Source organism: Kribbella sp. NPDC051770, assembly GCF_040681455.1.
Lineage (GTDB): Bacteria > Actinomycetota > Actinomycetes > Propionibacteriales > Kribbellaceae > Kribbella.
Map to the genome: position 1 here is coordinate 424,637 of NZ_JBFAYT010000001.1, position 14,119 is coordinate 438,755.

The following is a 14,119-nucleotide window of genomic DNA, read 5'->3' on the forward strand; positions in this document are numbered from 1 at the left end:
GCCCCGGAGTGCCAGGCCGAGAGGACAGCGACAGTGAGCACCACCGTGACGACCACTCGTCTGGACACCATCGACCACGCGATCGCCGAGATCGGCCGGGGTCGCCCGGTCGTCGTCGTGGACGACGAGGACCGTGAGAACGAGGGCGACCTGACCTTCGCCGCCAGCCTGGCCACGCCGCAGCTGATGGCGCTGCTGGTCCGCTACTCCAGCGGCTACGTCTGCGCCCCGGCCGCGCCCGAGATCCTGGACCGGCTCGAGCTGCCGCTGATGGTCCCGAACAACCAGGACAGCCTGCGTACGGCGTACACGGTGTCGGTCGACGCGAGCACTGGCGTCGGGACCGGCATCTCCGCCGCCGACCGCGCCCGCACCGTCAACGTGCTCGCCGACGCGACAGCGCAGCCGCAGCACCTGATCCGCCCCGGCCACATCCTCCCGCTGCGCGCGGTCGCGGGCGGGGTCCGGCAGCGGCCCGGTCACACCGAGGCCACCGTGGAGCTGGTCCGGCTGGCCGGGCTGCCGCCGGTCGGGGTGATCGGCGAGCTGATGAACGACGACGGCACGCTGATGACCGGCGCCGACCTGCGCGCGTTCGCCGACGCCCATGACTTCGCGATGGTCTCGATCGCCGACCTAGTCAGCTACCTGGGCTGACCAGTCGCCGGGCGGCGGCCGCGATGCCGTCCGCGGACAGCCCGTACCGATCCAGCAAGTACGCCGCGGAGCCGGTCGGCGCGAACTCGGGGATCCCGAGGATCGACACCCGCGCCGGGTGATGCTGTACGACGGTCTCCGCGACCGCCCCACCGAGCCCTCCCCCGCTGACCCCTTCCTCCGCCGTCACGATGCCGGCCGTCTCCCGCGCGGCCGCGATCACGGCGTCGGTGTCGAGCGGCTGCACCGTCGGCATCGACAGCACGCGCGCCGAGATCCCCTCCGCGGCCAGCTGCTCGGCCGCGGCCAGCGCGCGCCAGAGCACCGTCCCGTTGCTGATCAGCGTCACGTCGCCGCCGTCCCGAACGGTGATCGCCCGGCCCAACTCGAACGTGTAGTCGTCGGAGTGGATCCGCGGCACGCTCATCCGGCTGACCCGGATGAACACCGGGCCGTCCGACGAAGCAGCCCACCGCAACGCCGCCGCCGTCTCGATCGGGTCGGCGGGCACGATGATCCGCATCCCGGCGATCGCGCGCAGCCAGGCGATGTCCTCGATCGAGTGGTGCGTCGGCCCGAGCTCGCCGTACGCGACGCCCGGGCTCATCCCGCACAGCTTCACGTTGGTGTGCGAGTACGCGACGTCGGCCTTGATCTGCTCCAGCGCGCGCCCGGTGAGGAAGCAGGACGCCGCCGAGACGAACGGGATCCGGCCGCCGTTGGCCAGGCCGGAGGCGACGCCGACCATGTCCTGCTCGGCGATGCCGACGTTGATCAGCCGGTCCGGGAAGGCCTTGCGGAAGCTGTTCAGCTTGCTCGACCCGACCGAGTCGTTGACCACGCCGACGATCCGCTGGTCCGCGTGCGCCAGCTCGGCCAGCGTCTCGACGTACGCGTCCCGGCAGTCGTACCGCGGCTGGTCCGCGATCGAGGGACTGTCGGTGACCGTCATGAGAGCTCCTTGAGTGCTTGGTCGAACTCTTCGGCGTCGGGCACCCGGTGGTGCCAGGCGACGTTGTTGCTCATGAACGAGATCGGGTGCCCCTTGTGGGTGTGGGCGATCACGAAGGTCGGCTTGCCGGGCCGGAACGGTACGGCGGACAGCACGTCGAGCAGCTCGCCGTGGTCGTGCCCGTTCACCTCGACCACCGCGAACCCGAACGCCGCCGCCTTCTCCGGCAGCGGGTCGAGGTCGTTGGTCTCCTTGGTGGTCGCGCCCTGCTGCAGCCGGTTCCGGTCGACGATCACGGTCAGCCGGTCCAGCTGGTACTGCGAGGCCGCCATCATCGCCTCCCAGTTGCTGCCCTCCTGCAGCTCGCCGTCGCCGACCAGCACGTACGTACGCCGCAGCGACACGTCGAGCTTGGCCGACAGCGCGTGCCCGACCGCGACCGGCAGCCCGTGCCCGAGCGGGCCGGTGTTCGCCTCGACGCCGGCGACCTTGCGCCGGTTCGGGTGCCCGTTCAGCGCGGACAGCGGCTTCAGGAACGTCGCCAGCTCCTCCACCGGCAGGAACCCGTACGCCGCCAGCGTCGTGTAGAGCGCCCCCGCGACGTGTCCCTTGCTGAGGATGAATCGGTCCCGCTCCGGGTCGTCGACCCGGTCCGGCGCGACGTCCAGCACCGCGCCGTACAGGGTCGCCAGGATGTCGATCGCCGAGAAGTCCCCGCCGATGTGCCCGGCCCCGGCGTGGTGGACCAGCTTCAGGTCCTGGATCCGGATCTGCCGCGCCACCTCGGCGATGTGCGCGACCTGCTCGGCCCGGCTGCTGTGCAGCGGCAGCCGCCCGAGCACGGGCATGGTGGTGTGCTCGACCGTCAGTGTCATGCCAGCTCCGCCATCGAGGACAGCAGGACCTTCTGGACCAGCCGCTGCGCGGCGAGCGCGTCGTGCGACGCCTGCGCGGCGGCCAGCGCCTCCTCGTCCAGTACGTCGAGCGCGTGGTGCACCGCCTTCAGGAACCTGATCGCCTGCTTCGCGGCCTCGACGCTGTCCTCGCGGAACGGGAACTGGTCGAGCTGCCAGACGCCTTCCCAGTTGTTGCGGCGCAGGGTGTGGAAGAACTCGAACGTCTCGACCAGGTGCACCGAGCCGACCACCATGTCGTCGTCCCAGCCGCGCAGGTTGTCGTTGACGTCGATCGCGAACAGCCGACCGTAGTCGATCGCCAGCTGCGCGGCGTCGGCGGGCGTCTCCTGCCCGTACAGCGAGTGCCCGAAGTCGAGCAGGATGCCGAGGTTGGGCAGGCCGATCTTCTCGATCCCGAGCAGGGTGCGGGCGACGTTGGGGAAGATGATCTTCACCCGCGGCTCACGCGGCTTGTACTCGATCACGAAGTTGATGTCGGGGTGCGCGGAGACGAGCTCCTTCAGCCCGTCCAGCGCGAGGTTCCAGATGTCGTGGTAGTTGACCTGGAACGGGTAGTCCCAGCCGTCCTGGCCGGGCCACAGCTTCACGTACGAGCAGCCGAGGTCCTTGGCCAGCTCGGTTGCCTGGTGCAACAGTTCGAGAGCCTGCTTGCGGACGGCGGGGTCGGGGTTGGTGAACGAGCCCTTGACGAAGTCGCGGGTGTAGATCTCGGGTGTGATCGCGATCGCCTTCAGGTTGTTGCGGGTGAGCGCGGCCTTCACCTCGTCGAGCGTCCCGTCGTACCCGGCGAACGGCCAGTTCAGGTCGACCACGGACAGGTCGCCGACCGCACCGGCCCGGTCGATCTGCTCCAGGAGGCCGACCGGGTCGCCGTACCCGTCGGTGGCGTAGCGGTCCTTGTAGGTGGCGAAGTGCCAGATCCCTGCGCCGAACACCGGCATGTCAGTCATACGGTCCTAACCCTTCAGAGAGCCGGCGGTGAGGCCGCCGACGATGTAACGCTGCAGGAGCGTGTAGGCGATCAGGATCGGGACCACGGCGATCAGGATGCCCGCCGCGAGCCCGGTGTTGTTGTTGGCGAACTGGCCCTGGAAGTTCAGCAGGCCGACCGGGATGGTCTTGTTCGCGTCGGAGTTGAGCAGGATCAGCGCGAACAGGAACTCGTTCCAGGTCGCCACCGCGTCCAGGATCGCGACCGTCACCAGGGCCGGCAGCGACAGCGGCAGGATCATCGTGAAGAAGACCCGCCAGTCGCCGGCGCCGTCGACCTTGGCCGCCTCGATGATCTCGTCGGGGATCTGCCGGAAGAACGACTGCAGCACCAGCACCTCGAACGGGATCCCGAAGGCCAGGTACGGCCCGATCAGCCCGAACAGGCTGTCGGTCGCGCCGGCCTGCCGGAGCATGATGAAGACCGGCACGATCGCGATGTAGATCGGGATGGTCAGCCCGAGGAACACACTGAACATCACCGTCCGGCGGAACTTCATCCGCAGCTTGGCCAGCGCGAACCCGAGCATCGCCGAGATCAGCACGCCGAGCGGCACCTTGATCAGCGCCAGCAGCGCGCTGTTCTTGTACGTCGTGGCGAAGTTGCCGATCCCCCACGCGTCGGAGAAGTTCGACCAGGTGAACTCCTCCGGCCACGACAGCGGCCCGTTCCCGACGAAGTCCGCGAGCGGCCGGACCGCGGTGACCACCAGCAGCGCCAGCGGCGAGACCCAGAAGATCGCCATCACCGCGAGCACCAGCGTCATCACGACGCCGCGACGGCCCTTCGGCTTGTGCTGCACGGGCTCGGAGGCGACAGTCTCGGGCTCGAGCTGGACCCGAGCCGGTGCGAGCGAGGTCATGAGGCCTCCTTGGTCTGCGAGCGGACGTACGGGATGCCTACGGCAACGGCCACCAGCGTGATGACGACCGCGATCGCGGTGCCGTAGCCCGCCTGGTAGTACTGGAAGACGTTGAAGTACATCCACGTCCCCATCACCTGTGTCGACGTCCCGGGTCCGCCGTACGTCATCGCGTAGATCATGTCGAAGACCTTGAACGAGTCGATCAGCGACAGCGCCAGCACGATGTAGTGCGCGGGCCGGAGGCTCGGCATCGTGATGTGCCAGAACTGTTGCCATCGGCTCGCACCGTCGACGGTCGCGGCCTCGTACAGCTCGTTCGGAATGCCTTGCAGGGCGGCCAGGTAGAGCAGCATGGGAAAGCCGGTGCGCAACCAGATCGCCGGGACCATCACGGCCCAGAGCGCGGTCGAGTCCTGCCCGAGCCACGGTTGCGCGAGACCGTCCAGCCCGATCAGCTTCAGGAACGAGTTGATCGCGCCGTACTGCGGGTTGTAGAGCCAGCCCCAGATGCTCGCGATCGAGACCAGCGGCAGCACGGCCGGGGTGTAGAAGACCAGCCGCAGGATCGGCTTGCCGTGCACCTTGCCGTTCAGCGCGATCGCCAGCGCGAGGCCGATCACGGTCGGGACGGCGATCGTCACCACGGTCCAGATCAGGTTGTTCCGGACCGCGGTGCCGACGACCGGGTCGCCGGCCAGCTTGGTGTAGTTGTCCAGGCCGACGAAGTCGTACGTCGCGCTCAGCCCGTCCCAGTTGGTCAGGCTGAAGAACAGCGAGGAGAGCGCCGGGTACACCAGGAACCCGACGTACACCACGACCGCGGGCAGGGCGAACAGCCAGGGCGACCAGCGGCCGCTCTTGACCTTGCCGGGTTTCGGCAGCGCGACGGTGGCCATCAGCCCTTGGCCCAGGCGGAGACGATCTCCTGCATCTTCTTCGCCGCGGCCGCGGGGGCCAGCGAACCCTGCAGCAGGTCGCTCTGGACGCTGAAGTACTGGTCGGCCTCCTTCTTCGGGAAGGCCTGGTCCTGGATCGTGTAGAACGGGTTCCCGGCGTACTTCTGCGCCCACTCGGCCGCCAGCGGCAGCGCCTTCGGGTCGGGCTCTGCGCCCTTCACGGTGGAGGCGGTGATCTGCATCGCCTTCTGCGCCTCGGGCTGCAGGATGAAGTCGATCAGCGCGGCGGCCTTGTCGGCGTTGCCGGTCTTGGCGTTGATCATGTAGCCCTCGACGAAACCGGAGTGCCGGGCCGGTGTCTGGTTGGTCGGCAGCTCGAAGGTCCCGAACGCCGTCGACGGCTTCTTGGCCGACAGGATCGCCTGCGCCTCGGTCCACGGCCCGGTGATCGTGTACGCCGTCCGCCCCTGCACGTAGCCGGGCTCGATGTCGGCCGGGTCCAGGCCGAGCGCGCCCTGCGGCATCCACTTCTTGTCCTGCCACTTCTTGAACAGCGTGAACGCCTCGACCACCTCGGGCCGGTCCCAGCTCTCGGCGCCGGTGAGCAGCTTGTCGTGCAGCTCCGGGCCGGCGGTGTGCTCGAGCAGGTACTCGAACAGCCGCATGATGTGCCAGCCGTACTTGCCACCGGTCGCGAGCGGCGTCACGCCGACCGCGACGAGCTTGTCGTTGACCGCTTCCAGCTCGGCGTACGACGTGGGAGGCGCGCTCACCCCGGCCTTGGCGAACAGCGACTTGTTGTACCAGGCACCGATTCCGAGCGCGATGAACGGAACGCCGGTCTTCACGCCGTCGAAGGTCATGCCGCTGATCGCGGCGGTGTTGATCTTGGAGTCCCAGCCGTACTTGGCGTAGTACGGCGCCAGGTCGAGCGCCTGCTTGGCCTTGGCGAACGGGCTGCCGATCTGGCCGCCCCAGATCCGCCAGACGTCCGGGCCCTTGCCGCCGAGCAGCTCGGTGCGCAGCTTGTCCGGGTACACCGCCGCGCCCGAACCGGGCAGGCTGTCGACGGTGGTCGTGGTCCCGTTCGCCTCGTCGAACTTCTTCACCTGGGCCTTCAGCAGCCCGATCGTCGTGTCGTCCTCGTAGGTGAACAGGCGCAGGTCGTTCGAGGCCGCGGCGGTACCGCCGCTGCTCGTCGTACCGGCTCCGGTGCAGGCGGTCAGGCCGGCCCCCAGCGCGGCCGCGGTGGTGAGGCCGAGAAAGCCCCGGCGGGTGTACGTCATGACTGGCTCCTCTGTCGGGCGAAGCGGCGGATCTTGGCGAACATGTCCTCGAGCAGGAAGCGGACGTCGACCTGCTCGCAGACGTGGATCGGATTGTCGGTGCCGGGCAGGTACCAGCCGTCGACGCCGAAGCGCGGCGCCGGCCGGACCCGCATGTCCCCGCTGCGTGGGAAGAGCATCAGCGCGATCGCCGGGGAGTCGCCGAGCGACCGCGACTCGATCGGCTCGCCGTGGTGGATCGCGTTCCACTCGTGCAGCTGCTCGATCAGGTACTTGCCGAGCGGACCGGCGTCGCCGATCTTCTCGTCGAGCTCGGCGTAGCTGACCGAGACCTTGGTGTAGACGTCGCTCGGGACCTGCCAGACCGTCATCCCGGAGCCGAACACCACGTTGGCGGCGTGGATGTCGTTGCTCAGGTTGAACTCGATGCCCGGGTACGTCGTGTAGCCCTCGTACCCGCGACCGCCGATCCAGATCACCACGACGTCGCGGTCGACGATCTCCGGGTCGAGCAGGATCGCCGAGGCCATGTTGGTCAGCGGGCCGAGGAACGACACGAACAGCGGGTCGTCCTTCGTGGCCAGCTTGGACTCCTCGATGATCAGGCGCGCACCGGGCGAGTCCAGCGGGGTCTGCTCGTCGAGGATCCCGGTCGGGGCGCCGTTCGCGACCGGGACCTGACCGGTCAGGTCCATCAGGTCCAGCAGCAGGTCGATCTCCTCGCGGGAATCCTCCATGCTGCGGTTCGACCGCCGGGTCCCGAAGTGGGCGGCGATCAGGCCCCGGACGTCGAAGGTCGGCGACAACAGTCCGTGCACGATCGCGAACTGGTCGTCGGCCTCGTTCTTGGCGTCGGTGTCGATGATCACCCGGCGTCTGCTCGGCTTCACGCTGCTGCCACCTCTTTGAATAGAAATTCACTAGTGCATAGCCTGTCGCCTTGAGTGTCGCCACGGCGCTAGAGTCCCGTCAAGAGGTCGGTTGAAAGTTGTCGAACCCGTGGAGGTCGGTCGATGGTGCAAGCGGTGCTCGCGATCGACCAGGGCACGACGAACACCAAGGCGGTGCTCGTCGATGCTTTTGGTGGGGTGCTGGCGCGGGGGTCGGCGCCGGTCGGTTTGTCGACACCGCGCTCCGGTTGGGTCGAGCAGGACGCCGAGGAGCTGTGGGCGAGCGTGCTGGCGGCGATCTCCCGGCTCGACCTGTCGGTCGACGTGGTGGGGATCGCTTTGTCGACCCAACGGGAATCTGTCGTCGGCTGGGACCGACTGACCGGTGCCGCGGTTGGTCCGGTGATCGGCTGGCAGGACGTCCGTACGTCGGCGTGGTGCGCCACTCTGCCTGCTGCTGTCGACGCTTCGGTACGCCGCCGCACCGGGCTGCGCGTGGACGCGATGTTCTCGGCACCCAAGCTGCGTTGGCTTCTGGACGCGACATCCGCCGACCAGGTCGGCACCGTCGACTCCTGGCTCGTCCACCGGCTGACTGGTTGCTCGGAGCATCTAACAGACGCCGGGAACGCGTCCCGGACGCTGCTCTACGACATCGACTCGCTGGCGTGGTCCGCCGACTTGCTGGACGCCTTCGGCATCCCTGCGTCGGTCCTGCCCGAGGTCCGCCCCTCCGACGCCGGCTTCGGCGTGACCTCCGGCGTCCCCGGCCTGCCCGACGGCATCCCGATCCTCGCCGTCCTCGCCGACTCGCACGCCGCGCTGTACGGCCAGGGCTGCGTCCACCCCGGCATGGTCAAGGCGACGTACGGGACCGGTTCGTCGGTGATGACACCGGTCGATTCCTTCGTCCCCGACGGCTGCACGCTGGCCTGGCTGACCGAGCGGCCGACGTACGCGCTGGAAGGCAACATCGTCTCGTCAGGCGCCGCCCTCGCGTGGACCGCCGATCTGCTCGGGCTCCCCGACGTCGGCGCGCTGGTCTCGCTCGCCGGGACCGTCGCCGCCTCTGATGGCGTCACTCTCGTCCCGGCCTTCACCGGCCTCGGTGCCCCACACTGGAACCGCGACGCCCGCGCCGCGCTCACCGGCATGAGCAGCTCGACCACGCGGGCTCACATCGCCCGTGCTGCGGTCGAGGCGGTCGCCCATCAGATCTGCGACATCGCCGAGACGCTGCCCATCGTCGACCGTCTCCGCTGCGACGGTGGCGCGACCGTTTCGACGCTCCTGATGCAGACCCAGGCCGACCTCCTCGGCCGCCCGATCGACGTCGCCGACGTACCGGAACTCTCCGCCCTCGGCGCTGCCGAGCTCGCCTGGACATCGCTGGGACAACCAACCGGTTGGTCGGTACGGCGTACGTACCGGACGTTCGAACCCACCCTCAGCGCGACACGCGACGCCCGCCGCGCAGAGTGGGCGTCGGCGATCCGGTCCGCTTCCACACCAGCGCCGCACTGACCGCGATCAGCGTCGTCAACGCGAACTCCACCCACAGCCCGGTCGCGCTCAGCGCCGGGACGAGCTCCTCGGTCAGGTTCCACGCGGCGTGCACCAGGATCGCTGCCCACACCCCACCACGCAGCCGCTCGGAGACGAACAAAATCGTGTAGGTGAGCGGGAACAACCCGAGGAAGAACAGCAGCCCTTCGAGACTGATCAATCCCTTGTCGTGCTGCCCTGTGCCCTCGAGGAAGAACAGCGGCAGATGCCAGATCCCCCATGCCGCGCCGATCATTCCGGTCACCGCAAGCTGCCCGTACGACCGCCGAAGCCTCGGCTGCAGATAGCCGCGCCAGCCGAACTCCTCCGACAACGGCCCGGCCAGCAGCGTGTACGCGAGCGCACCGAGCGGCCCACCCGCGCCGGCGATCACCGTCGACGCGTGGTGCGGGATGTCGTCGACGCCCGTCAACAGCGCCGCCAGCAACGGCGGCGCCGCCCCCAGTACAACGGCCACGACCGGCCAGTGCCACGCCCACGCCGTCTGCCGCGGCAGCCTGCTCCGGTAACGCAACCACATCACCAGAGCCGCCAACGAAGGACCGCTCGCAGCCAGCCCAAAGACCAGCGCGCCGGGCCCTTCGTCGACGTTCGCTCCGGTCGCACCCAGAACGATCCACGGCGCCCAACTCAACCCGAAGCAGATCAGCAGGAACCGGCCCACCTGAGAACTCATAGCTGAATCCTGGTGCGGATCCCCGCCGGCGCTGAGGGTGCCAGCCCGCCGATCGATGGTGGTGCTACACCTACCCGATCGCCGTGACCCGGGTGAGTGGCGCCGGGGTGAGCGTGCGGTGCGCCCTCAGGTAGTCGGCGAAGGTCTCGTGGTCGGTGTTGTTGCGCACCGGGTTGGTCGCGACCTTGAAGGCCGGGTAGCCGTCAGCGCCGATCACCGTGTACGCAAGAGCCGCAACGCGGTACGTCTTGGCCGGGTCGAGCGCGGCGCCGTTGATCTTCACGTCCGCCGCGGCGACCCGATCACCGACCGACCGGCTGGCGTCGTACGCGTACTGGACGTTCCCCGACACCGCCAGCGGTGCGAACTTGACCGTGCCGTTCGCCTGCGGCTGCCACTGCTGCTCCAGTACGGCGTCCAGCTGCGCGCCGGTCAACGACACGGTCAGGACCGGGTTGCCGTAGCCGTACGCGTCCCAGGACTCACCGAGCAGCACCCGGCCGGGCGCGTCCCCCGGCTTGTTGCTTGAGGCAACCAGCAGGTCGCCGCGGAGCGCCGTGCTCCCGACCGCCGGCTGCGCGGCGACGATCCCGAGATCGGCCCGCCCGTCCTGGCGCGCCGTCCACAGGTGCACGTCGGCGGCGAGATCGGCGAACGTGCTCTCGCCCGCGGCGTTCGGCGTACGGGTGAAGTCTGCGGTGACGGTCGCGACGGGTTCGGCGTACCGGCGATCGCCGGCGGCCGCCCAGTAGTCGACGATCTTCTGGATCTTCGGGTCGGCCGGGACGTCCCGGGTGACCGCGTGGTTCGTCGAGGTGGTCGCCGACCGCAGCACCTCACCGGTCCTCCGGTCCAGCTGCAGGTTGATCTCGTTGATCAGCCGCCCGTGGTTGGCCGCCTCGACGACCGGTCGCGGGTTGCCCGCCGGGTCCGGCAGGCTGCAGTTGAACGCCGCGTGCCAGTGCCCGGTGACGATCGCGTCGATCGCCGGGCTGACGGTCTTGGCCAGCTCGATCGCCGGCCCGCTCGGGTTCACACAGTTGTCGTACGTCGCCGACGCGTCGGTCCCGCCGTCGTGCAGGTTGAGCACGATCGCCTTCACGCCACGCCGCATCAGCTCCGCCGCGGCCGCGTCCGCCGCCTTGACCGGATCCAGCGCCTTCAGCTCCGGCTGGTACGACGTCGACCCCACGGGCGTGTCCGGAACCGTCATCCCGATGAACCCCACCGGGTACGACTTCCCGTGATCCTTCACCCACCGGATCGTGTACGGCGCGACGATCGTCCGCCCGCGCGCGTCGACGATGTTCGCCGACTGGAACTCGAAGTCCGCTCCCCTGAACCGCTTTCCGGTCGAGTCCTTGAAACAGCTGTCCACCCCGACCTGCCCGAAGCACTTCCCCTGCTCCATGTGGTCCACCAGAAAGCTCTTCGACACGTCGAGCTCGTGGTTCCCCACCGACGAGAACTCCACCCCGAGCGCGTTCAGCACCTCGACGGTCGGCTCGTCCGCATGCACGTCCACCTCGAACGGCCACCCCGAGAAGTTGTCCCCGTCGGTGAAGAAGATCGAGTTCGGTTTCCGGATCTCCTGCAGATGCGTCGCCAGGTACGCCGCCCCACCCACGGTCTGCACCTGCCCGTCCGGCCCGGCGATCGTCCCGCCGTCAGCCACCGAAGGCGGCCGCAGATACCCGTGAAAGTCCGTGATCGAAACCAGCTGCACCGCCACCGACCCCTCCCCCGCATCCGCAGGCTGAGCCAGTCCCCCAACCACAACTCCAGCCGCCAGCACGGCGGCGATCGAACGAATTCTGCGCATAAGTGTCTCCTGATGGGCGAAGTCAAGCACTTACCAGCACCCAGAAGACTGCCCGACAGCAAACGGAATGTCACTACCTCACGACCGCTCAGCCAATTCCGGAGGAATCTGCCGCCCGACCCGATCCCGTACTACGGTGCCGCTTCGCCGTCGAGCTGCACGACGAGGCCCCCCGATCGACGACACCTGGGAGGAGATCGTCGAGGCGTCGTACCGGCCGAACGGCGAAGCCGCCCTCGTCGGCTGGGGCGGCGAGGGCTACTGGCCGCTGGCCCTGGAGGAGATCGACTACCGCGTCCGCTACTGCGCCTGGGGCATGGACGCCGGCCACCAGGCCTCCCCACCGATGGACGACGACCCACTGGTCGACCGCTACCTGCTGCAGTTCTGGCCGGCGCCGCCGGAAGCGGACGCCGTACTGAAGCAGACGAGCGCGCAGGCGGCGTACTGACATGGTGTCGCCCGCAGCACTCCTCACCGCCACCACTGAAGCCCAACGGTCGATGGCCCGCTGGATCACCCGCGATCTCCGCGCGGCCTTCCCGGACCTGGCGGAGGACCCCGCGGCGAGCTAGCGGCGTTCCTCCCGCAGGTCGTAGAGCGCGACCCCGATGTTGACCACGCTGACGCCGATCAGCCCGAAGCCACCGCCGCTGCCGTAGGGGGAGTCGAAGAGGGCGACGAGCAGCACTCCAACGACGATGCCGCCGAGGCCGACCAGGAGGCGACGGCGGGGTGTGGTTCGGTTCCTCATGGTGTTCTGGTGCCCGCGGGCCCGTGGGATGAAAACCGGCGCGTGGGATTCTCCGAGAGTTGAAGATCTGATCAAATGGAACGAGTGGTGGCCGGTGTTCCCGCGAAGTCACCGGCCACCACGCGTTGAGCGCCGGACTTCGGGCCCGGCGTTCAGTGCTGTGGGGGGCTAGCCGTTCCAGCCGCTGCCCTGTTTGACGCGGGTGCCGAGGGCGTTGGGCTTGCCGGGGTAGAGGTACATGTCGCCGGCGGTGTTGGCGACGGTGATCAGGTCGGGGACCGTGTCGCCGTTCAGGTCGCCGAAGCCGGTGAGGGAGCGCATGCCGTTCCAGCCGCCGGTGCCGATCTCGGCGCGGGAGGTGCCGCCGGCGAAGGTCAGGCCCTTGTAGAGCCAGAGTTTGCCGGTGGAGGTGTCGACGGCGGCGAAGTCGGGTTTGCCGTCGCGGGAGAGGTCGCCGATGGCGGCGAGCTTGGTCATCTTCTGCCAGCTGGTGCCGATCTGCTTGCGGGTGCCCAGGCCGTTGAGCTTGCCGGGGTAGACCCACAGCTTCCCGGTGGACTTCTCGATGGTGACGAGGTCCGGGTGCGCGTCGCCGGTGATGTTGCCGATGCCGATCAGGTCGCGCATGCCGGTCCAGCCGGAGTTGCCGATCAGCAGGCGGGTCGTACCCGACAGCGACGGGCCGCGGTAAAGCCACAGCTTGCCCGTCGACTTCTCGACGGCGGCGACGTCGGCGTTGCCGTCGCCGGTGAGGTCGCCGACGCCGGTCAGTTCGGTCATGCCGTTCCAGCTCGACCCGATCTTGACCGCGGCAGAGCCACCCTCGAAGGAGCCCTTGCCGTTGTTCGTGTACCGGTAGAGATCCCCGGTCGGCCGGTGCACCGCGATCATGTCCGGCAGCCCGTCACCGGTGAGGTCGCCGGCGTTGGTCAGGTCGGCGTCCGAGTGCCCGGCGACGTACGAGAGCCCGTAGCTCTGCATCGCGGCGTTCAACGTGGACGCCGCGATGGTATGCGTCCCGCCGGTCGGCTTCCACGGGTCCCAGACGGTCAGCGTCTTCGCGGTCTGGTCGTAGCCGTAGATCAGGATCGCGTGCCCGAAGTGCCCGCTGAGGCCCTTGTTCCAGGGCAGCTTCTCCATCCAGACGCCGATCATCGGCGCCCGCTTCAGCGTCCCGATGTCGTACGCCGCCCAGTTGAGCAGGTTGGTCGGGTTGCCGGTGGTGTCGCTGCTCCAGATCGAGTAGCCGAGCGGGTTGACGTACTTGTTGACCACCGGCATCGACGTCCGGTTGTACGTCCCCTCGGTGGTCGTGCCCATCTCCTTGGCGAGCGTCTGCTGGGTGACGCTCACCCCGTACGTCGCCAGCGTGACCTGGCTCGACGCCGGTACGCAGAAGTAGTTGGTCGCCTGGTAGACGCCCTTGATCGACAGCTTCCCGGACGCCGGTACGGCGGAAGCCGCGCGGGCGAGCTGCTGCGCCGACTGGGGGCGCGGGGCAACGGCCGGGCCGGAGGCGCTCGAGCGGGAGGTGGTGCTCGGGGCGAGGGCTTCGGCTTCCGAAACCGTCAGGGGGACGGAGCCGGTGGCGGGTGGAAGACTTGAGGCGTCCGCGCCGGGCTGGTCGGCGATGCCGGTCTGGTCCGCGGCGCGGGGCTGGTCGGCGGTGCCGGCGGCGGTGCCGGGCCGGTCGGCGGTGCCGGTGTCGGCGGTCGCCATACGGGCGACGCCTCCGACCACGAGGCCGAGGCTCACCAGTCCGGCGGTGGCGAGCTTCCAGCGGTGACGCAGTTTCATGCAGGGGTCCTCACGACGTCCAGGCGGATACAGCGAGCACCACCCAAACA

14 protein-coding genes are annotated in these 14,119 nt (G+C 68.9%); 3 read left to right on the top strand and 11 right to left on the bottom strand.

Annotation, left to right across the window (positions count from 1 at the left end):
• Positions 1-33: 33 nt before the first annotated feature.
• A complete protein-coding gene (gene ribB, locus AB0M01_RS02050) occupies positions 34-657 on the top strand; it encodes a 3,4-dihydroxy-2-butanone-4-phosphate synthase (protein WP_363664993.1) in 624 nt (207 codons plus the stop codon).
• Here ribB and AB0M01_RS02055 read toward each other — a convergent pair.
• The 7 genes from AB0M01_RS02055 to AB0M01_RS02085 are packed head-to-tail and all read right to left on the bottom strand — an operon-like array spanning position 641 to position 7,454.
• Positions 641-1,609, bottom strand: a complete 969-nt coding sequence (locus AB0M01_RS02055; protein WP_363664994.1) for a transketolase C-terminal domain-containing protein — start codon at positions 1,607-1,609, stop codon at positions 641-643. The genes ribB and AB0M01_RS02055 overlap by 17 nt on opposite strands.
• Positions 1,606-2,484, bottom strand: coding sequence for a transketolase (locus AB0M01_RS02060; RefSeq protein WP_363664995.1), 879 nt, complete (start codon positions 2,482-2,484; stop codon positions 1,606-1,608). Before AB0M01_RS02060 ends, AB0M01_RS02055 begins: the two co-directional genes overlap by 4 nt.
• Positions 2,481-3,476 carry a sugar phosphate isomerase/epimerase family protein gene (locus tag AB0M01_RS02065; protein WP_363664996.1) on the bottom strand — a complete coding sequence of 332 codons (996 nt, stop codon included), beginning with the start codon at positions 3,474-3,476 and terminating at the stop codon, positions 2,481-2,483. Before AB0M01_RS02065 ends, AB0M01_RS02060 begins: the two co-directional genes overlap by 4 nt.
• Positions 3,477-3,482: 6 nt before the next feature.
• A complete protein-coding gene (locus AB0M01_RS02070) occupies positions 3,483-4,379 on the bottom strand; it encodes a carbohydrate ABC transporter permease (protein ID WP_363664997.1) in 897 nt (298 codons plus the stop codon).
• A complete protein-coding gene (locus tag AB0M01_RS02075) occupies positions 4,376-5,278 on the bottom strand; it encodes a sugar ABC transporter permease (protein WP_363664998.1) in 903 nt (300 codons plus the stop codon). The genes AB0M01_RS02070 and AB0M01_RS02075 overlap by 4 nt, the downstream gene beginning before the upstream one ends.
• Positions 5,278-6,564, bottom strand: a complete 1,287-nt coding sequence (locus AB0M01_RS02080) for an extracellular solute-binding protein (protein ID WP_363664999.1) — start codon at positions 6,562-6,564, stop codon at positions 5,278-5,280. Before AB0M01_RS02080 ends, AB0M01_RS02075 begins: the two co-directional genes overlap by 1 nt.
• Positions 6,561-7,454 carry a nucleoside hydrolase gene (locus tag AB0M01_RS02085; RefSeq protein ID WP_363665000.1) on the bottom strand — a complete coding sequence of 298 codons (894 nt, stop codon included), beginning with the start codon at positions 7,452-7,454 and terminating at the stop codon, positions 6,561-6,563. The genes AB0M01_RS02080 and AB0M01_RS02085 overlap by 4 nt, the downstream gene beginning before the upstream one ends.
• A 123-nt stretch (positions 7,455-7,577) precedes the next feature.
• Here AB0M01_RS02085 and AB0M01_RS02090 point away from each other — a divergent pair, with 123 nt between their 5' ends.
• Positions 7,578-8,978, top strand: coding sequence for an FGGY family carbohydrate kinase (locus AB0M01_RS02090; protein ID WP_363665001.1), 1,401 nt, complete (start codon positions 7,578-7,580; stop codon positions 8,976-8,978).
• Here AB0M01_RS02090 and AB0M01_RS02095 read toward each other — a convergent pair.
• Together AB0M01_RS02095 and AB0M01_RS02100 are read right to left on the bottom strand one after the other, a co-directional pair.
• Positions 8,902-9,696 carry a CPBP family intramembrane glutamic endopeptidase gene (locus tag AB0M01_RS02095; RefSeq protein ID WP_363665002.1) on the bottom strand — a complete coding sequence of 265 codons (795 nt, stop codon included), beginning with the start codon at positions 9,694-9,696 and terminating at the stop codon, positions 8,902-8,904. The genes AB0M01_RS02090 and AB0M01_RS02095 overlap by 77 nt on opposite strands.
• 70 nt (positions 9,697-9,766) lie before the next feature.
• Positions 9,767-11,518, bottom strand: coding sequence for a bifunctional UDP-sugar hydrolase/5'-nucleotidase (locus AB0M01_RS02100; RefSeq protein ID WP_363665003.1), 1,752 nt, complete (start codon positions 11,516-11,518; stop codon positions 9,767-9,769).
• A gap of 136 nt (positions 11,519-11,654) precedes the next feature.
• Between AB0M01_RS02100 and AB0M01_RS02105 the strand changes: the two genes are divergently transcribed.
• Entirely contained in the window at positions 11,655-11,969 is a 315-nt protein-coding gene (locus AB0M01_RS02105) for a hypothetical protein (RefSeq protein ID WP_363665004.1), read from the top strand.
• Between the two features lie 120 nt (positions 11,970-12,089).
• On the opposite strand, the gene AB0M01_RS02110 is transcribed toward AB0M01_RS02105, so the two are convergent.
• Both AB0M01_RS02110 and AB0M01_RS02115 read right to left on the bottom strand, forming a co-directional pair.
• Positions 12,090-12,272: a hypothetical protein gene (locus AB0M01_RS02110; RefSeq protein ID WP_363665005.1), complete on the bottom strand. Its 183-nt coding sequence runs from the start codon at positions 12,270-12,272 to the stop codon at positions 12,090-12,092.
• Between the two features lie 168 nt (positions 12,273-12,440).
• Positions 12,441-14,069, bottom strand: coding sequence for an FG-GAP-like repeat-containing protein (locus tag AB0M01_RS02115; protein ID WP_363665006.1), 1,629 nt, complete (start codon positions 14,067-14,069; stop codon positions 12,441-12,443).
• Between the last annotated feature and the right edge of the window lie 50 nt (positions 14,070-14,119).